We start from the raw sequence: 17,931 nt of genomic DNA on the forward strand, positions 1-17,931 counted from the left end.
TCATCAAAATTTCCTGAATCTTCTTTACTATCATGGATTAATATCCTTCTTTTTGACGATTATAATTCACTTCATTTTTCTTCACATACGCATCGAACACTTCTTCATGGGTGAAGCCAAGCAGTTCGCCAAGGTACACGTAGTGCCTGAATAACTCCTGGAAATGTTCAACGGAACGTTCTTCAGCAAAGTGGTTGGCATATTTGAATACTTCCATGAATTGCTTTGTCACATCTTCATTCACATAATTCGTCTCCCCTATATCAAATTGTTGAATGCCGATTTCGATTCCCAATGACAGGATGAAATGGACCCCGTCCACAAATTCTTCAAGAATCACATCCTTTGCTGACGAAGGTTTCGTACTCCAGAACTTGAAGCTTCTCGTTTCATTGGCCAGTTCCCCTACCTCAACCAGGAGGGCCAGGATTTTTTTGTCGATCAGATCTTCTTGTTCCAGGCCGTGTTCCTCTTCGATATGCTGATCAAGCTTCTTCTGCATGTCCAATAATGTTTCAATATTCATTGTGATATCTCCCCTTCGATGCCTTTATTTCTTACACACCCTCTTAGTATGACAAATTTTTAAACAAATTTATAATAATATGAAACCTTTTTCTGATTTAACCGTAAATAATAGTGGAAGAAATATGCCTATGGAGGTAATGGTTATGCTTTGGCTTATTCGGTTAGTGCTTTTGATCCTTATTCTTTATCTTTTATACAGCAGCGTGAAATACATTATCAACCCAAAGCGAAAACTGGAGCTTGCCCAGGAGCAGAAACGTTTCTATTTTCTCGATGATCAGGAAAATGTCCGGAAGAATTTTCACATAACGTACAAGGGTGTACGATTTGAAGGGGAAAAATATCTCGGTGCAACCGAGAAGGCATTCGATGTGGTTTCCATATTCGTATGGACCAAACATGTTTCCTCATTAAAGGGCCTTACCCGGGAGGATTTCGAATATCTCCAGAACGAAATCAAAGAAAGATACCCGAATGCCAAACTCGACTGGAAAAGTCCGATCCACGAATTCCTTCAAAAATCACAACAAAAAAACGACTAGCAGAGCTGGTCGTTTTTCATTTTTATTTACCCGGGAAAAACTCTCTCCATTGAATGACTCTGACTTTTTCTCTCAGGAGGTAAAATAGGACGATGAGTGCGATGAAGATCATGACGAGAATGGGTGGGGAAAATTGTTTGATGTATTGGCCGAACACCGTATAGAAAAACGCCAGGGGAATATTGGAAAGGACAGAGGCGCGTACGAAGGGCTTGAGCTCCTTCTTCCGCTCGAGCAGGCAAAGATTCAAGAGCTGGTAATGGACAAAGGGAATCAGCCTGAGAACCGCAATCTGACCCGTGGTGAGGGTGGCATTCCGGCCGAACCACTTTACTTTCAGCCTCAGGAGTTTTTCATAAAACGATTTGAAACTTTTGATGACAAAATAAAAAGTGACAGATAAGAGCGTTAATCCGATCAACGAGTACAGTGTTCCGAAGAGACTCCCGAACAGAACCCCTCCCGCCATACAGACAAGGGCGACGGGGATGAACAGAAACTGCCTCAGGATATGAAATAAGATAAACAGAACAGGAGCCATATACCCGCTTGCCTCCATCAGGGCGAATGCAGCAACCAATCGTTCGTCCATGGCTTATGCGACCTCCTTCTGCTATTCTAAGCTGTTTCTACAAACCCTCTTTATATAGTATGTATGAGAGACGGGTTAAAGAATGAAAACTTTGACGTCACAGATTCGCGTTCAGCCAGATGAACAGCACACAGTGGACGATGACAAGCAATGGGAAGCCGATGGCAAACGCTTTGTGCTTCGTTTTATGCCTGAACACCTTCATCCCCATATACGCTCCGACACTGCCTCCCACAATGGCGACCTGCCACAGCACCCGCTCGCTGATGCGGTATTCATGCCGCTCTGCTTTCCGTTTATCTCTCCCCATGACCGTAAAGCCGATGATATTGATGATGACGGCATATAGATAAAGAATCCCTGTTAATGCATCCATGATTTCTACCTGCTTTCTAAAGTGATTGATATAAGAAAGGACCGGCCAGGGGCCAGTCCTTTTTGTCTGCTGATTTCGTCAGCAGTTACTTATTTGTTTAGTTGAGCTTTAGCAGCGTCAGCTAATTGGTTGAATGCTTTTTCGTCAGAAATCGCAAGCTCAGCAAGCATTTTGCGGTTTACTTCGATACCAGCAAGCTTTAATCCGTGCATTAAACGGCTGTAAGAAAGACCGTTCATACGTGCAGCCGCATTGATACGTGTGATCCATAGTTTACGGAAGTCACGTTTCTTTTGGCGACGGTCACGATAAGCATACATGTATGATTTCATGACTTGTTGATTTGCTACTTTATATAAAGTATGTTTTGAACCGAAATAACCTTTGGCTAATTTAAGAACTTTTTTACGACGTCTGCGTGTTACTGTTCCGCCTTTTACGCGTGGCATAATAATTCCCTCCTGTTTCTAATACTTCTTATTTTAGGTTGTCAAGCATATGACGAATGCGTTTGAAATCTCCTTTAGAGACAACAGCCGCTTTACGTAGCTTACGCTTTGCTTTAGTAGATTTGTTTGCGAATAAGTGGCTTGTGTAAGCGTGTGAACGTTTAAGTTTACCAGAACCTGTTTTCTTGAAACGCTTAGCTGAGCCGCGGTGAGTTTTCATTTTTGGCATGATGCTTTTCCTCCTCGGGTCCTTTATTTTTCGTTGACTGGTGCAAGCACCAAGAACATACTACGACCATCCATTTTCGGTTTTGATTCAACGGTTGCTACATCTTTACACTCATCACTGAAGCGATCCAGAACGCGTTGACCAATTTCTTTGTGCGTAATCGCACGACCTTTAAATCGGATTGACGCTTTAACTTTGTCTCCTTTTTCAAGGAACTTACGAGCGTTACGAAGCTTTGTGTTGAAATCATGTTCATCAATCGTCGGGCTTAAACGCACCTCTTTAAGATTGATGATCTTCTGATTCTTACGTGCTTCTTTTTCTTTCTTCTGTTGTTCAAATTTAAACTTACCGTAGTCCATGATACGAGCAACGGGTGGTTTTGCATTTGGAGCAACAAGAACAAGATCAAGGTTTACACGTTCAGCAATTTCAAGAGCTTCATTCTTGGATTTGATTCCAAGTTGCTCACCGTTTTGATCGATAAGACGTACTTCACGGGCACGAATCGTTTCGTTTAAGATCATGTCTTTGCTAATAATTAGCCACCTCCAAGGTTTATTAAAAGAATACACGGCTTTGGTTGACGTACTCGCTTCTCTTTTTGAGTGCAACACACAAAAAAAGATGCGAGTGTCGAAACACCCGCACCTGATTATTAAGCATATATAAATGGCTTTAATAGTCAATCACATACCTGTAAACAGCTTTAACGCGTTATTCAGGTGAGAAGCGGGTAGCTTCTGCTTGTACCAAACTGTATTCAATTCACCTTAGATACTATATCACATGACAATACCGCTGTCAAATAATCATTTAATATCACAACGTATTTCATAATATCAGACATCTAAGGAGAGTGCAATAGTTTTTTTGAAATTTATCGGGAAGGGACGGACCTCCAACAGAAACATTATGGTAAACCACAATGACCATTTGGAGGTCCGTCCCTCTTCCAATTTTAGCGATTCGCTTCTTTTGTAATTTGAGCGATGAATTCGTCAAGGGAAATCGTTTCGGATTTCTGCTCTCCGTATTTACGGACGTTGACGGACGTTTCCTTGATTTCATTGTCTCCCACGACGAGCATGTAAGGAACTTTGCTCATCTGTGATTCGCGGATCTTGTAGCCGATTTTTTCATTACGGTCATCGATCTCTACACGAAGTCCTTCAGCCTGAAGCTTTTCTTTCACTTCTTTCGCGTAGTCGAAGTGAACATCCGGAGAAACCGGGATCACCTGAACCTGTGTTGGAGCAAGCCATGTCGGGAATGCACCTTTGTATTCCTCGATCAGGAAGGCAACGAAGCGTTCCATAGTGGATACAACTCCACGGTGGATCACGACAGGGCGATGCTGCTTGCCGTCCTCACCTACGTATGTTAAGTCAAAGCGCTCAGGCAGTAAGAAGTCCAGTTGAACAGTGGATAACGTTTCTTCTTTACCCAGTGCCGTCTTCACCTGTACATCCAGTTTAGGGCCGTAGAATGCCGCTTCCCCTTCTGCTTCGAAGTAATCGACATCCAGTTCATCCATCGCTTCCTTGATCATGCCTTGTGCGCGGTTCCACATTTCATCGTCATCGAAGTACTTTTCTGTATCTTTAGGATCACGATATGAAAGACGGAACGAATAATCATTCAGATCAAAGTCTTTGTACACTTCCTGAACGAGGCGTACGACGCGCTTGAATTCTTCCTTGATTTGATCCGGACGTACGAAGATATGGGCATCATTCAGAGTCATTCCCCGTACACGCTGAAGTCCTGACAGGGCACCGGATAATTCGTAACGGTGCATCGTACCAAGCTCGGCGATACGGATCGGAAGCTCACGGTAGCTGTGGATGCCGTTTTTGTAAATCATCATATGGTGCGGACAGTTCATCGGGCGAAGGACAAGATCTTCATTGTCCATTTCCATGACCGGAAACATGTTTTCCTGGTAGTGATCCCAGTGACCGCTTGTTTTGTACAATTCCACGCTTCCCATGATAGGAGTGTAAACGTGGTCGTAACCCAGACGCTCTTCTTTATCGACGATGTAACGCTCGATGATGCGGCGGATCGTCGCACCTTTAGGAAGCCACATCGGCAGTCCTTGTCCCACTTTTTGTGAGTTCATAAACAGGTTCAATTCTTTCCCGATTTTACGGTGGTCACGCTCTTTCGCTTCTTCTAAAAGGCGTAAATGCTCCTCAAGATCTTCTTTCTTGAAGAACGCAGTCCCGTAAATCCGTTGAAGCATTTGATTATCACTATTCCCACGCCAGTAGGCACCGGCAATGCTTAACAGCTTGAATTCCTTGATTTTATTCGTTGATGGGACGTGGACCCCACGGCAAAGGTCGAAGAATTCACCTTGCTCGTAAATGGAAACCTGCTCGCCTGCAGGAATGGCTTCAAGCAGTTCAAGCTTGTACTCGTCACCGATTTCTTCGTACATTTTCTGCGCTTCGTCTCGGCTGACTTCTTTACGTACGACTTCCAGGTTTTCACCTGTGATCTTCTTCATTTCCTTCTCGATCACGGGAAGATCTTCCGGCGTAAACGTATGCTCTGAATCGATATCGTAATAAAATCCGCCTTCAATGACCGGACCGATCCCCAGCTTCGTTTCAGGGTATAAACGTTTGATTGCCTGTGCCATCAAATGGGCCGTACTGTGACGAAGGACTTCAAGGGCATCCGATGAAGGAGCAGTCACGATTTCAATCGCTCCATCTTCCTGAATTCCTGTGCGCAGGTCGATCATTTCACCATTTATTTTTCCAGCGAGCGCCTTCTTCTTCAGTCCCGGACTGATGGACGCAGCAATCTCTTCTGTTGTCGTACCCTTGGGAAACTCCTTAACATTACCATCCGGGAACTGCATTTTTACTACTTCTGACATGTGGTTTCACTCCTTAAAATATCTTTATACAACATAAAAAACCCCGCCCCTTCACGTTTGAAGGGACGAGGTTAATAAATAAACTCGTGGTTCCACCCAACTTCTCACTGTCCTGGTTTAAAGACAATGACTTCATTGAAAAAGAATAACGACATTTAGCCGTCAATCATTACTGTGAACCGGATCAGGTTCCGTTCATGATTGAAGTTCCGAGGTGGTAAATATCACTACCGAATTAGGAAGCTTGCAGCCTGGAGACTTCCCTCTCTGTGAATGAATAGGAATATTGTTGTCCTCATCATAACCTTTATTTATTGACTTATTATGTAGGTATTATAATCGGTTATGTTTTGAAAAGCAAGCCTATTCATTCGCAATATCCCACGAAGGATAAAGAAGTGTCTCGGGAAAATAACTTAACGGCAGAAGATCGATCCGTTCTTCAAAAATATTCTGTAGCGTCCGGATCAATTGATGATCCCCATTTCCATAAACGTGTATCTTCTCAGGTGCAAGGGACAATAAAGGGGCAATGGTGAATGAATCTACATATAAGGGGTGATTGGTGAGCAGCCGTTTATCGATCGCCTTCGTCAGCTCCTGCCGTGTCACTTCTTTCATGTCCTCATCAAAGAAACGAAATCCATACCCCGTCGAGTAAAGATGGACCGTGCGCATTTTCTGCTCCCTTGACGAGAGATATTCCCGCAGCATATGAACGAACATCTGATATTCCTGCTCCATCTTATATTCGTCTATGGCGAGATCCAGCATCAGCAGTAACCTCTCCTGAAGCTTTTTCAACCTGAACTTGCTGAAGGAGTCGAATGAGATGGGGGCCTTTCCTTCCAATAGAAGTTCAAGGCTCTCATGGACGTAGTCAGCCTCGTCCCATTCATCGATCAGCTCCATCAATTCCGGACGTTCACCCATCCTCATCTCTGACACGATTTCTAATATTTGATTGATTTCATCACTGTCTTCATACAAATAATTTTCTCTCAAGGCTGATTCGGACCAGTCCATGCATTTATCATTCATGACGAATTTGGAAACACCTTTGAAAAGCTTTTCCCGCTCCTTGAAGAAGGGCGAAACCTCTATCGTCAGATTATAGTGAGTTGTATGTTGAAAGAGCGTTTCATGAAACCATGATTGGATGAATTCTTTATTGAGGTATTCTTGAAGCTTTACCGCATCACTTTTTTGCTTGAAAATAAATTCAATCAAACTTTCTCGCCTCCTTAAACCCAATTCCCTGATTTATATATATGGGAGGCTTGTATAAATTAGAAGTTGAGGAGGGAAATTCTTTTGGCTGATAAAAAAAGGAAAGGGAACCGCATACGCGACTCCCTTTCCTTCAAACTATTCCCTTCGATTCCGCCCGTCAATCAACACAGGCTTAGATAAATATTTAATCCGCTCCATGATCCGCGCAGCCTTCAATTTCTCTTCTTCCCCGCGCTGACTGTAGGTCAGGTGATGGGTCAGCTCGCTGAAGTTGAAGTTGGAAGTGAAGAATGTCGGCAGATTCTCAAGCATCCTGTACTGGAGGATGGTGCCGAGGATTTCATCCCTTCCCCAGCTGGACATCGTTTCCGCTCCGATGTCGTCAAGCATGAGGATCGGTGCTGATTTTACCATCTCTAGCTTTTCATTCACCGTATTATCACCGAGTGAAGACTTGATTTCCCTGAAGAACTCAGGAACATATACAATCAAAGATCCGATCTTTTTCTCAGCAAGTTCATTGGCCATGGCGCCTAGCAGATAGGACTTGCCCACTCCGAACTTCCCGTAAAAATAGAGACCCTTCATTTTCGTCCCTTCTGTATACGTCTCTACGAAATTCTTCGCAAGGCGCACCGCTTCCAGACGGCTTTTCGAATCAAGATCGAGGGTCTGGAAGGAGGCCTGCAAGATATCCTTAGGTACGTAAAGACTTTTAATCAGACGCTGGGCACTCGTTCTTTCATCATGGATGACTTTCCGCGGGCAGCGATGATAATCGATGTCGATGGTGTTTCCCCTGATCACCAGATGAGGGTCATACCCTTCCATCATGTTCTTGCATTCCTGCAAAGAAGGACAGTACCGGCATTCCTTGCTTTGAGAGATGTACTCATATAGTTTCATCAGGCTTTCATTGACCATTTCAGCCGTTACCCGGCCTTCATTCCTGCGGATAAAATCTTTTACATCATTATTTTCTAATATCTCTTTTTTCATTTGTTCATATCGCTGTTGAAATGACCCGGAAGTCGCCAGCCTTTTTAAGGTGTTATTGATTTTCTCCATCGTTTTGTTCACCTACTTCCGAAAATTTTTAAGCTCTTCTTCGAGTTTTTTCTTTTCTGCTTCGAAGTCGTATCCTTCTACAGTCGACTCGGATTCTTCCGCCGTTTCATCTTCCTTAAACCAGTCCGGAAGCTTCTCGGTGCGGATCGGCTTTCTCCGCCTGTTCGACTTCGTTTCCTTTTTACCTTCTGCCCATTCGAGATACTGCTTATGTTCACTTTTCGCAAGAATCATCGCTTCACTTGCCGACGTCACCTTTTTCCTGGACCAATGGGAAGCGATCTTCTCCATATATCCTTTTGTCAACTTCATGTCTGTTTTTAATAACACGTATTGAATCAAAACATTCATCACGCCGATCGGCAGCTTCTGGGACATGAGCACTTCCTCAACGGCTTGAAGATCAGCCTTGGAAGGCGACCCGCCGTTCGAGATGTCCGATAATACGTCCTTCGGTGAAGTGGTTTCCAGGTAGTCGATGAGCTCTTCCTCCTGGGAAAGCGGTTGATCCCGTTCTACGGCTTTCTTCGTTTCCACTCTCGTCGTCAAATCAGGCAGTTGATCACCCGTTTGCATACCATACCAGTCACGGGCCGTTTTACGGAGCAATTCGATATCAATCGTATCATCCGCATCCAGGGAGCTTAAGACGATATTCTTCATCTGAAGAGGATCAATCCCGTACAGATAGCTCAGCTTTAATACCGTTTCCTTCACTTTCGGCGTAAAGGCTTTGCGCGGGACCATGGATTCCGATAACCCGGCCAGCAGCAGCTGAAAATCAAATTCGATTTCATCCAGGGCAAGTCCATCATTCTTGCCGTATTTCATATATTGTTCACCTGACCCGGTTTCCGAATCCACATTCGCATCATGGTGAAGGAAATTAATCGGTTCAGATGTGAAGACATCCTGGAAAGATCGGGTAATGTCTGAGTACTGATTTTTATCAGCTGACGCATCTGTGAAAAATTTCTTCAAACGCAAATAGTGGGTCCGGCCGATCTTACGGTACAAATACACATTCAGCATGCCATCATGAAAGAATTCCTGAGGCGAGAGGGGCGGCTGCAGTTCATATAGAAAACGGCGGTCTTCATCATCCCTTTTTTCATACACCTTCAGCAAACCGATTCCCTCGAGCTTCATCCTTGCTTCGTAGACGTCCTGAAGATTGACGGACAGGACGTTCATCAAGTGATAATGGGTGGAATCAGTGGACCAGAGACGATTCTCTTCCACTTCCCCCCATAGACTCATGTAGAGGCTGTAGCAAACTGTACCGATCAGAGGCTGGTACAAAAACGTAATGATTTTCCGGTCATATTCCTGAAGCATCCCATGTGTCCCTACGGTGTAGTGATCGATTGGCTGTATTTCATTCCAATGCTTCTTCATCATAGTTGGATTCTACCTTTCAATAAATAAAGAGAAAAGAGCCAAAGAATTCCATCTTCAGCTCATTCTTCTACTCTTTTTTTATTAATTCTTTTAATTCGTCTATAAATACATTAATATCCTTAAATTGTCGATATACGGATGCAAAACGGACATATGCCACTTCATCAACTTTCGCAAGGTGATCCATGACCATCTCACCGATCTTCACAGATTCTACTTCGGAAGCACCTTGATTCCGCAGGTCCTTTTCGATATCTGTTGAGATCTTTTCTAATCTTTCAAGAGGTACCGGGCGCTTCTCACAGGCCTTGATCAATCCCCTCAAAATCTTTTCTCGACTAAACTCTTCTCTTACCCCTTCTTTTTTCACCACAATTAAAGGAAGCTCTTCAACCTTCTCAAAGGTCGTGAAGCGAAATGTACATTCTTCACATTCTCTTCTTCTCCTGATAGAGCGTCCTTCATCAGCAGGTCGTGAGTCCACCACTCGGGTACCATTATGCTGGCAAGACGGGCATTTCATAATATCAGCTCCGTTATTACATACTATTACCTTCATCATATAAAAAAGCTGCAACTTACACAAGCTTCTATAGGATTTACCGTTATTTCACTTTTTTCAATTCGCCATCAAGCTGGTGATAATAATGGTTGATTTGCGCTTTTAAAACGGTATATGTACCAAAGATCTTCCCTTTATCCGCACTGACCTTGAAATCGACTGCTGTTTCAAGGGGCCGCACGGTAATGACCGTGGCCACGATAAATAATTGAGGCGTTCCGTTTTTCCGGACGGTGATTTCCCCTCTGTCCTTGGACTGGGAGATCACCTCATATTCTGACGATGAGAATAATCCCAGCACGGCATTAAATGCACCTTGGTGCATGGATTTATAATAGCGTGATTGCAGTTCCTTATCTTCATGCTGATCGGACGTTTCACACTCCGATTGAAATCGCTTTAACAGGGTACGTATTCCACTCATATCAAGTTCCTCCCTTTAGTTACCCTTATTTTACACGAAAAGGCAAGATTGAAAAACCCATAAGTGCACGTACGAACGGGTGCATAAAAAAAGAGATGCATGAATCACGCATCTCTTCTGAGTTATTATCGATTAAAGGGCTTGAGCCTGGGACTTCTTCACTTGTACAGGACCCATTCCACGTGGCAATTCAATCGTTTCACGTGTGTCAGCACCAAGAGCATCTGCTATATATTCAGCTGCGATATTAGGATCTAAATCGCCGCACGTATATACGTCAATACTGGCATAACCATGTTCAGGAAAACTGTGGATCGTTAAGTGTGATTCAGAAATGATCACGACTCCACTAACACCTTGAGGAGCAAATTTATGAAAAGCCACCTCACGCACTTCTGCACCTGACTTAAGCGCAGCATCTACGAATGTTTTCTCAATTCCTACTACATCGTTTAATTTTTCAAAATCGCAACCCCATAATTCAGAGATTACATGACGTCCCATTGTTTCCATTTTGTATTTCCCCCTTTGACATGATTTTTTTCGTCAAAATGAACGAATCCTTTGGCAAAATCTTAACTACCACGGGGGAAAGTTAGTCCGAAGAGGTCCTAACCCTTTAAGTAGTTAAATCAGTATTCATTTGCTAATAAGAAGTTCACGAAAAATAGTATACTTTGTTTAAAACTCTTTTGCAATAAATTTTTATAAAGTTTTTTAACCAGGAAAACCAAAATCATTTTCACCTTTTAATAAAGTGCCTAGTAGATCCCGTTTTCTTCTTTGACCGTTCCTTTTCGCTGCAGGCACTTGCTTTCCGGCGGGGCGTGAGTTGAGCCTCCTCGGGCTTTGCCCTATGGGGTCTCAACTTTCCCGCTATTCCCGCAGGAGTCAAGTGCCTTCCGCTACAATCCACTCTGTGGTACTACATTAGTTAAACGCGTAAACACATAGTTTTTTGAAAGAACAATTTGTCTAAAAAGACTTTTCATGGTAGCAACTAAATTCATACACTTTTAGAGAACTTTCGTTTACCCATTTATAAAAAGAGTAATAAATTAATAAAAGAAAAGAACGCACCTGAAAAAGGTACGTTCTAGGGTTTTGCTTTATGATTTATGTTGGTTCTTTCAAACGTTGACTTCTTGTTTGGCGTTCATTTTGGTGGCGACAAATTTGGCCAGGTCGACGACGCGGCATGAGTAGCCCCATTCGTTGTCGTACCAGGCAAGGACTTTTACTTTACGACTGCCCATGACCATTGTGGACAAGCCGTCGATGATGGCGGAATGTGGGTTTGTATTAAAATCGATTGAGACGAGTGGTTCTGTTGTATATTCCAGTACACCGTGCAGGGAACCAAGGGATGCCGTGACGAATGCTTCGTTGATTTCATCAACGGTTACGTCCCTTTTTACATCCACGACCAGGTCCACTAATGAAACGTTCGGAGTCGGAACTCGCAGCGCCATGCCATGAAGCTTCCCGTTTAGTTGAGGAAGCACTAGTGATAATGCTTTCGCAGCACCCGTTGTCGTCGGGATGATCGATTGGCCGCATGCTCTTGCTCTTCTAAGATCTTTATGTGGATTATCAATATTCTTTTGATCATTCGTGTAAGCATGCACCGTCGTCATGAGACCGTTTTCAATTCCAAACTGCTCATCCAGCACTTTCGCTACAGGAGCCAGACAGTTCGTCGTGCAGGAAGCATTGGAGATGACGCTGTGTTCTTCTATATTTAATGCGCTTTCATTTACACCCATCACAATGGTAACGTCTTCATTTTTACCCGGGGCCGTCAGGATGACTTTTTTCGCTCCTGCTTCCAAGTGAAGGCTCGCTTTGTCTTTTGAATTAAATTTTCCCGTCGCTTCGATGACGATATCGATGTTCAGTTCATTCCATGGTAATGCTTTAGGATCACGATTGCTTAATAGTAAAACACGTTTTCCGTTGACGATGAGTGCATGATCTTCCACCACTACATCTGCCTTGAATGTACCATGATTTGTGTCATACTTTATTAAATGAGCTAACGTTTCAGCCGGGTAGCTTGCGTTAATGGCTACAACCTCTAAGTTTTCCTCTAATATTGCTTTTCTGAAAACCATTCTTCCAATACGTCCAAAACCATTGATTGCAATTTTCGCCTTCATAAATCCGGCTCCCCTCTATATTAATGTTATACTTATATGTTTATTTACTAAAAATAGTATAACATATTTGGAGAATTAGTTAATAAGTATTTTGCGGATTTTTTAATGTTTTATTATTCTGACAAATAGGCTTATTGTATGTATATTTTTGTGGTTTGGAATCATACTTGATTTGTAACCATCCCTAACATTTCATGTCATGAATTTTAATTATAGATGGGATAGGGTGTGAATTGGAGACCGTTCCTTTTCGCTCCAGGCACTTCCTTTCCGCGGGGAGGAAGTCGAGCCTCCTCGGGCTTTGCCCTGCGGGGTCTCGACTTTTCCTCATTTCCCGCAGGAGTGAAGTGCCTTCCGCTCCAATCCACTCTTTATTTCTATCAAAAACAACAGTTAATTTCTTTTTAGGTATTGAATCATAGAAAAAAGATTTAATAATCATTAATACATTTATTACCCTATAAAAAAACCGACAAGGGTTTCTTGTCGGTGATTTGTGATGTTATGGTTGTAAGTCCCATTCTGTTAATAGAACTTCAAGCTGCTGTTTTGTTTCACTCAGGGTTCCGTTGTTGTCGATGACTGCGTCGGCAAGGTTGACTTTGTCCTTGAGTGGGAATTGGGATGCGATCCGTGCTTGTGCGTCTTGACGGTTTAAGTGATTGCGTTCCATTAAGCGTGAAAGTTGTGTTTCTTCGTTTACGTAAATGACGAGGGTGCGTTCGACCATCCACGTGAGGTCGCTTTCGAATAGCAAGGGGATATCCATGAATATGGTGTTCTTGCCGGACGCGATGGCTTCGTCTTTATGCTGGAGCATCATGCTTCTGACGGCAGGGTGCACGATGCTGTTCAGCATTTTTCTTTTTTCTTCAGAGTTAAAAATGATTCCACCGAGTTTTTCACGGTTGATGGTCGAATCGGTTTCGTGAAGGATGCCTTCACCAAATTCTTCGACAATCGCCAGATAGGCAGGCTGCCCCACCTCGACCACCATACGGGCTGCGAGGTCTGCGTCGATTATGGTATATCCTTTTTCTTGTAACATGGTGGAGATTGTACTTTTACCACTTGCAATTCCACCTGTTAATCCTATAATACGTGCCATGATCGTGTCCTTTCCAATACTCGCCGGTCACTAGAACCTCAGGATCCCGATCAGGATGAGCAGAACGCCCGGAAGGAATGAAACGCGGTGAATCCAGCGCAGGTGAGAGAAGAATTCCCCCATCTTCAATCCTGAAAATAAGAACGCGAAGCTCATCGCAAAAATCGCCAGGGTTAGTAGTAGTGGCGAGAAATGTAATAACGCGGCACCGATCCCGGCACCGAAGGCATCCAGTGACAAGGCGATCCCAAGCATGAATGCCTCGATTCCGGTAATCGTACCTGATTTATCAAAGTCCGCCGTGAGCGGTCTTCTTAATATTTGAATCACTAAACCTATGGATTTAATTTCAAAATTGATCAATGTTTTTTCATGTGACAGTACCGTCTCTTTTTCCGGTCTGAAGAACTGGTAGAGAACAGCAGCGCCGATCACGACAAGAATCATTCCGCCGATTCTTCCCGCCCAGACCGGGGTGATGATGGACCCGATGGTTTGACCGAGTAACATCGCCAGCAATAAAGAGCTCGCTGAACAGATCGATATGATGCTGATTGATTTTGTAGGGATTTTCACTTTTCGCAATCCATAAGTTAAACCGGTGCTAAAACTATCGAGACTTACAGCGAACGCCAGCAGTAATAAGGAGATTGTTTCACTCATCTAATAGCCCTCCCGAAAATCATTACAATACTATATGGTAAGGGCTTATCAAATGTTAAACGTTCTTTTTACTGCTGGCAGCTGGGGCAGTAATGGGTCCCCCGCCCAGCCGAAACTTTCTTCTCGATCGCTGTACCGCAGTTCCGGCACGGCTCTTCTTTTCTGCTGTAAACATAAAGGTTTTGTTGAAACATCCCCATCTGTCCCTGGGAATTCACGTAAGACCGGATCGTGCTTCCACCCATTTCCACTGCTTCTGTCAACGTGTGGATGATTTCTCGATGGAGCCGTTCAATTTCTTCCCGTGACAGGGACTTTGATTTCCGGTCGGGATGAATGCCTGCACGGAAAAGGGCTTCATCCACATAGATGTTTCCAAGGCCCACCAACACCGTTTGATCCAATAAGGTGGCCTTCACGATTCTTTCCGTCCTGCCTAGCTTTTCAGCCAGATAGTCTGGGGTAAACTCCGCCAGAAACGGCTCCGGCCCCAACTGGAGGAGGGGTAGGTGAAGGAGTTCTTCCCCCTTTTTAAAGAGATGCATCGTCCCAAACTTCCGGACATCACGGTATCTGAGTTCCGTTCCATCCGTAAAGTGGAAGATGACATGAGTGTGTTTTTCAATGGGATCCTCATGATCAGCCAGATTATACTTTCCTTCCATTCTTAAATGAGAAACGAGGGCAACATCGTCACAAGAGAAGATCAAGAACTTCCCTCTTCTTCTCATTTCATGAATTTCCTGACCTCTCAAGCTATGGATGAATTCATCCGTTTCAGGTGGGTTCTTGATCATTTTTGGCCAAAAGACACTGACATCCTTTATTTTCTTCCCTGATACAAGGAGCTCCAATGTCCTTCTGACCGTTTCTACTTCAGGCAGCTCGGGCATAGTGCCACCTCCTTCTCAATAAAACTACTTCGCGTCGTACCATGTTTGTCCGTACGAGTAATCAACCTTTAATGGAACCTCGAGCTCCATTGCGTTTTCCATCACTTCAGGAACTATTTTCTTCAATGTTTCGATTTCATCCTCAGGGGCTTCGAAGATCAATTCATCATGCACCTGTAAAAGCATCCGTGTTTGAAGTTTCTCTTCCTTCAAACGGGCCGCCATATCAATCATGGCTTTCTTGATGATATCTGCTGCACTTCCCTGGATCGGTGTATTCATCGCTGTACGTTCAGCAAAGCTCCGTAAATTGAAATTACGACTCGTAATTTCAGGAAGGTATCGGCGTCGATTCATGAGGGTCGTCACATACCCCTTCTGTTTCGCATCCTGTACGATATCATCCATATATTCTTTCACGCCGGGGAAACTTTCTAAATATTTCTTAATGAACTCCCCTGCTTCTTTTCGTGTTATATCAAGACTTTGTGACAGTCCGTAGTCACTGATTCCATAGACGATTCCGAAGTTAACGGCTTTCGCATGCCTTCTCATATTGGATGTGACCTCTTCCTTCTCCACTCCAAACACGTCCATGGCCGTTTTCGTATGGATGTCCATATCATTACGGAAGGCTTCCACCAATTTCTCATCCCCCGCTATATGGGCAAGCACCCGCAGTTCGATTTGTGAATAATCGGCAGCGAACATGACCCATCCCTTTTCAGAAGGAATGAACGCCTGACGGATCTTCCTGCCTTCTTCCAAGCGGATCGGAATGTTTTGAAGGTTCGGATCCGTTGAGCTCAGGCGGCCGGTTTGAGTGAGGGCCTGGTTGAACCGTGTATGGATCTTGCTGGAATCTTTATGAACCACCTTCAATAATCCTTCCAGATAGGTGGATTGCAGCTTTCCTAACTGACGGTAGTGAAGGATATGATCAATGATTTCATGCTTAGACTGCAGTTTTTCCAATACGTCTGCGGAAGTGGAGTAACCAGTCTTTGTTTTCTTCACAACCGGCAGCCCCAATTTTTCAAAAAGGATCACACCGAGCTGCTTAGGAGAATTGATATTGAAGTTCTCCCCTGCCAGTTCATGAATGTTCTTTTCCAATTCTTCCAGTCGGAGGGCAAGCTCTTCCTTCATGGTCATCAAACGATCCTGATCCACTTTCACACCTGTGAATTCCATCTCAGCCAGGATAAGGGCAAGAGGCAATTCCAGCTCCATGTATAATTCATAAAGATCATTTTCTTCAAGCTCTTTTATGCATGTTTCCTTCAAGTCTTGAAGGATGAATGCCTTCCGGGCCAGATGTTCGGATAATACTTCAGTGGCAGGGACCTTCTGCTTGGCCCCTTTTCCATACACCGCTTCGTCCGATTCGATGGATGGCTGACCATGACCTTTTGCGATTGAGGCGAAATCTTCACTCGATTCAGAAGGATTGATGATGTAAGAAGCAAGCAGCAGATCGAACCCGATCCCTTTGATGTCGATCCCTTGTCGCTTCAGGGCAACGACGGTCTCTTTCGAGTTGTAAACGTTCTTCGACTTCGATCCGTCTTCTGCCCATTTTTTAAAGGCTTCTGAATTCAGTGCCGTTTCAAGGGTAAAGAAAATCGTCCCATTTTCGTTATGAAGGCTCATGCCGATCACTTCACCAAGATGATAATTCTCTTCAAGCATTTCGATGTATAGGAAGCTCTCACTTGTCAAGTGTTCGTCTGTAATGGTTTCCACCACTTCAAAGGAGATATCATCCAGCTCCTGGGGCTCTTCTTGAACGGATTCACCCATTTTCTCAAGAAGGGAGTTGAAGCCAAGGTCCCGGTACACTTCCTTCAGTTTCACTTCATCCCAGCCCTCGTAATTCAATTCCTCAACCGTGACTTCTATGGGAGCTTCCCTGAGGATCGTGGCCAGTTCTTTACTCATGATCGCCTGGTCTTTATTTTCTTCAAGCTTCTCTTTCAGTTTCTTTCCGCTCACTTTATCGATGGACTCCAGCAGCTTCTCAAGAGAATCGAATTCCTTCAGGAGCTTGATCGCCGTTTTCTCACCGACACCGGGTACACCAGGGATATTATCAGAGCTATCCCCCATCAACCCTTTCATATCAATGATCCGGTCAGGGGTGATCTCCCATTTTTCTTTGATGTGCTGAGGTGTATACACCTCGATATCCGTGATTCCTTTTCTTGTGATGCACACCGTCGTATCTTTGGAGCTCAGCTGGGTTAAATCCTTATCCCCTGAGTACACTTTCACTTCAAACCCGTCTGACTCTGCCTGCAGGGAGAGGGTCCCGATGATATCATCGGCTTCATAGTTTTCTTTTTCATACCGTTTGATTCCGTAAGCATCCAGCAGCTCCCGGATATATGGGAATTGCTCGGACAATTCAGGCGGGGTCTTCTGCCTGCCGCCCTTGTACTCCGTGAATGTCTTATGACGGAACGTTGTTTTCCCCGCATCAAAGGCCACGAGGATATGAGACGGCTTTTCATCTTCCAGTATTTTCTGCAGCATGGTGGTAAACCCGTAAACTGCGTTTGTATGTACACCCTTGTCGTTATTCAATAGTGGAAGGGCAAAGAATGCACGGTAAGCAATGCTGTTACCGTCAATCAGGACTAATTTTTTGGACATATAAGTACCTCCTGTAAAGGCTTCTGTTTCTATATATTCATTCTATCATGTTGGGGAATGAAAGGAAAAACGGGGACCTTATTTATGGAATGGGACTGTGATTCTTGACATTCCCCTCCTTATAAAAGAAAAAACTCTTCGAAAATGGATCATTCC

19 protein-coding genes and 2 other annotated features are annotated in these 17,931 nt (G+C 43.9%); of the genes, 1 reads left to right on the plus strand and 18 read right to left on the minus strand.

The window, feature by feature from the left end; all coding sequences use genetic code 11:
- Positions 1-37: 37 nt before the first annotated feature.
- The gene (locus P8596_RS17065; protein ID WP_224519378.1) at positions 38-526 is read right to left on the minus strand and encodes a dUTP diphosphatase; all 489 of its coding nucleotides are present in this window, start codon (positions 524-526) and stop codon (positions 38-40) included.
- A 145-nt stretch (positions 527-671) separates the two neighbouring features.
- Between P8596_RS17065 and P8596_RS17070 the strand changes: the two genes are divergently transcribed.
- Positions 672-1,070, plus strand: a complete 399-nt coding sequence (locus P8596_RS17070) for a hypothetical protein (RefSeq protein ID WP_034757022.1) — start codon at positions 672-674, stop codon at positions 1,068-1,070.
- 22 nt (positions 1,071-1,092) lie between these two features.
- Here P8596_RS17070 and P8596_RS17075 read toward each other — a convergent pair whose 3' ends face one another.
- The 17 genes from P8596_RS17075 to polA form a co-directional block, all read right to left on the minus strand.
- Complete coding sequence (locus P8596_RS17075) at positions 1,093-1,662, minus strand: TVP38/TMEM64 family protein (RefSeq protein WP_279724415.1); 570 nt, start codon at positions 1,660-1,662, stop codon at positions 1,093-1,095.
- 97 nt (positions 1,663-1,759) lie between these two features.
- Positions 1,760-2,038: a DUF1294 domain-containing protein gene (locus tag P8596_RS17080; RefSeq protein WP_034757017.1), complete on the minus strand. Its 279-nt coding sequence runs from the start codon at positions 2,036-2,038 to the stop codon at positions 1,760-1,762.
- An 89-nt stretch (positions 2,039-2,127) separates the two neighbouring features.
- Positions 2,128-2,487, minus strand: a complete 360-nt coding sequence (gene rplT, locus P8596_RS17085; protein WP_034757014.1) for a 50S ribosomal protein L20 — start codon at positions 2,485-2,487, stop codon at positions 2,128-2,130.
- A gap of 28 nt (positions 2,488-2,515) precedes the next feature.
- Positions 2,516-2,716: a 50S ribosomal protein L35 gene (gene rpmI, locus P8596_RS17090; protein ID WP_032087387.1), complete on the minus strand. Its 201-nt coding sequence runs from the start codon at positions 2,714-2,716 to the stop codon at positions 2,516-2,518.
- Positions 2,717-2,739: 23 nt separating this feature from the next.
- The gene (gene infC / locus P8596_RS17095) at positions 2,740-3,243 is read right to left on the minus strand and encodes a translation initiation factor IF-3 (RefSeq protein WP_034757009.1); all 504 of its coding nucleotides are present in this window, start codon (positions 3,241-3,243) and stop codon (positions 2,740-2,742) included.
- 88 nt (positions 3,244-3,331) lie between these two features.
- Positions 3,332-3,471: a sequence feature (ribosomal protein L20 leader region), on the minus strand.
- A gap of 206 nt (positions 3,472-3,677) precedes the next feature.
- Positions 3,678-5,609, minus strand: coding sequence for a threonine--tRNA ligase (gene thrS / locus P8596_RS17100; RefSeq protein ID WP_279724416.1), 1,932 nt, complete (start codon positions 5,607-5,609; stop codon positions 3,678-3,680).
- A 58-nt stretch (positions 5,610-5,667) separates the two neighbouring features.
- Positions 5,668-5,920 (minus strand) — a binding site (T-box leader).
- 52 nt (positions 5,921-5,972) lie between these two features.
- A complete protein-coding gene (locus P8596_RS17105) occupies positions 5,973-6,839 on the minus strand; it encodes a putative sporulation protein YtxC (protein WP_279724417.1) in 867 nt (288 codons plus the stop codon).
- Positions 6,840-6,977: 138 nt separating this feature from the next.
- Positions 6,978-7,910: a primosomal protein DnaI gene (dnaI, locus tag P8596_RS17110; RefSeq protein ID WP_279724418.1), complete on the minus strand. Its 933-nt coding sequence runs from the start codon at positions 7,908-7,910 to the stop codon at positions 6,978-6,980.
- 12 nt (positions 7,911-7,922) lie between these two features.
- Positions 7,923-9,311 (minus strand): replication initiation and membrane attachment family protein, encoded by a 1,389-nt coding sequence (locus P8596_RS17115; RefSeq protein WP_347815193.1) that lies wholly within the window; start codon positions 9,309-9,311, stop codon positions 7,923-7,925.
- 67 nt (positions 9,312-9,378) lie between these two features.
- Positions 9,379-9,834: a transcriptional regulator NrdR gene (gene nrdR / locus P8596_RS17120; protein WP_034757001.1), complete on the minus strand. Its 456-nt coding sequence runs from the start codon at positions 9,832-9,834 to the stop codon at positions 9,379-9,381.
- 82 nt (positions 9,835-9,916) lie between these two features.
- On the minus strand, positions 9,917-10,297 hold the full coding sequence (locus P8596_RS17125) for a hypothetical protein (RefSeq protein ID WP_051758182.1): 381 nt from the start codon (positions 10,295-10,297) through the stop codon (positions 9,917-9,919).
- A 132-nt stretch (positions 10,298-10,429) separates the two neighbouring features.
- Positions 10,430-10,810, minus strand: a complete 381-nt coding sequence (gene speD / locus P8596_RS17130) for an adenosylmethionine decarboxylase (RefSeq protein ID WP_034756998.1) — start codon at positions 10,808-10,810, stop codon at positions 10,430-10,432.
- Positions 10,811-11,427: 617 nt separating this feature from the next.
- Complete coding sequence (locus tag P8596_RS17135) at positions 11,428-12,456, minus strand: glyceraldehyde-3-phosphate dehydrogenase (RefSeq protein WP_279724419.1); 1,029 nt, start codon at positions 12,454-12,456, stop codon at positions 11,428-11,430.
- Between the two features lie 502 nt (positions 12,457-12,958).
- Positions 12,959-13,564 carry a dephospho-CoA kinase gene (gene coaE / locus P8596_RS17140; RefSeq protein WP_279724420.1) on the minus strand — a complete coding sequence of 202 codons (606 nt, stop codon included), beginning with the start codon at positions 13,562-13,564 and terminating at the stop codon, positions 12,959-12,961.
- Positions 13,565-13,594: 30 nt separating this feature from the next.
- Entirely contained in the window at positions 13,595-14,227 is a 633-nt protein-coding gene (gene ytaF, locus P8596_RS17145) for a sporulation membrane protein YtaF (protein ID WP_034756989.1), read from the minus strand.
- Positions 14,228-14,295: 68 nt separating this feature from the next.
- On the minus strand, positions 14,296-15,120 hold the full coding sequence (gene mutM / locus P8596_RS17150; RefSeq protein ID WP_224519367.1) for a DNA-formamidopyrimidine glycosylase: 825 nt from the start codon (positions 15,118-15,120) through the stop codon (positions 14,296-14,298).
- 24 nt (positions 15,121-15,144) lie between these two features.
- Positions 15,145-17,775 carry a DNA polymerase I gene (polA, locus tag P8596_RS17155; RefSeq protein ID WP_224519366.1) on the minus strand — a complete coding sequence of 877 codons (2,631 nt, stop codon included), beginning with the start codon at positions 17,773-17,775 and terminating at the stop codon, positions 15,145-15,147.
- Between the last annotated feature and the right edge of the window lie 156 nt (positions 17,776-17,931).

The sequence above is a fragment of the Rossellomorea sp. DA94 genome (genome assembly GCF_029834455.1).
Lineage (GTDB): Bacteria > Bacillota > Bacilli > Bacillales > Bacillaceae_B > Rossellomorea > Rossellomorea vietnamensis.

Excerpts from the sequence above, each read along its gene's own strand:
- P8596_RS17065 (WP_224519378.1), bottom strand. The coding sequence starts at position 526 with ATGAATATTGAAACATTATTGGACATGCAGAAGAAGCTTGATCAGCAT.
- P8596_RS17070 (WP_034757022.1), top strand. The coding sequence starts at position 672 with ATGCTTTGGCTTATTCGGTTAGTGCTTTTGATCCTTATTCTTTATCTT.
- P8596_RS17075 (WP_279724415.1), bottom strand. The coding sequence starts at position 1,662 with ATGGACGAACGATTGGTTGCTGCATTCGCCCTGATGGAGGCAAGCGGG.
- P8596_RS17080 (WP_034757017.1), bottom strand. The coding sequence starts at position 2,038 with ATGGATGCATTAACAGGGATTCTTTATCTATATGCCGTCATCATCAAT.
- rplT (WP_034757014.1), bottom strand. The coding sequence starts at position 2,487 with ATGCCACGCGTAAAAGGCGGAACAGTAACACGCAGACGTCGTAAAAAA.
- rpmI (WP_032087387.1), bottom strand. The coding sequence starts at position 2,716 with ATGCCAAAAATGAAAACTCACCGCGGCTCAGCTAAGCGTTTCAAGAAA.
- infC (WP_034757009.1), bottom strand. The coding sequence starts at position 3,243 with ATGATCTTAAACGAAACGATTCGTGCCCGTGAAGTACGTCTTATCGAT.
- thrS (WP_279724416.1), bottom strand. The coding sequence starts at position 5,609 with ATGTCAGAAGTAGTAAAAATGCAGTTCCCGGATGGTAATGTTAAGGAG.
- dnaI (WP_279724418.1), bottom strand. The coding sequence starts at position 7,910 with ATGGAGAAAATCAATAACACCTTAAAAAGGCTGGCGACTTCCGGGTCA.
- P8596_RS17115 (WP_347815193.1), bottom strand. The coding sequence starts at position 9,311 with ATGATGAAGAAGCATTGGAATGAAATACAGCCAATCGATCACTACACC.
- nrdR (WP_034757001.1), bottom strand. The coding sequence starts at position 9,834 with ATGAAATGCCCGTCTTGCCAGCATAATGGTACCCGAGTGGTGGACTCA.
- P8596_RS17125 (WP_051758182.1), bottom strand. The coding sequence starts at position 10,297 with ATGAGTGGAATACGTACCCTGTTAAAGCGATTTCAATCGGAGTGTGAA.
- speD (WP_034756998.1), bottom strand. The coding sequence starts at position 10,810 with ATGGAAACAATGGGACGTCATGTAATCTCTGAATTATGGGGTTGCGAT.
- P8596_RS17135 (WP_279724419.1), bottom strand. The coding sequence starts at position 12,456 with ATGAAGGCGAAAATTGCAATCAATGGTTTTGGACGTATTGGAAGAATG.
- coaE (WP_279724420.1), bottom strand. The coding sequence starts at position 13,564 with ATGGCACGTATTATAGGATTAACAGGTGGAATTGCAAGTGGTAAAAGT.
- ytaF (WP_034756989.1), bottom strand. The coding sequence starts at position 14,227 with ATGAGTGAAACAATCTCCTTATTACTGCTGGCGTTCGCTGTAAGTCTC.
- mutM (WP_224519367.1), bottom strand. The coding sequence starts at position 15,120 with ATGCCCGAGCTGCCTGAAGTAGAAACGGTCAGAAGGACATTGGAGCTC.
- polA (WP_224519366.1), bottom strand. The coding sequence starts at position 17,775 with ATGTCCAAAAAATTAGTCCTGATTGACGGTAACAGCATTGCTTACCGT.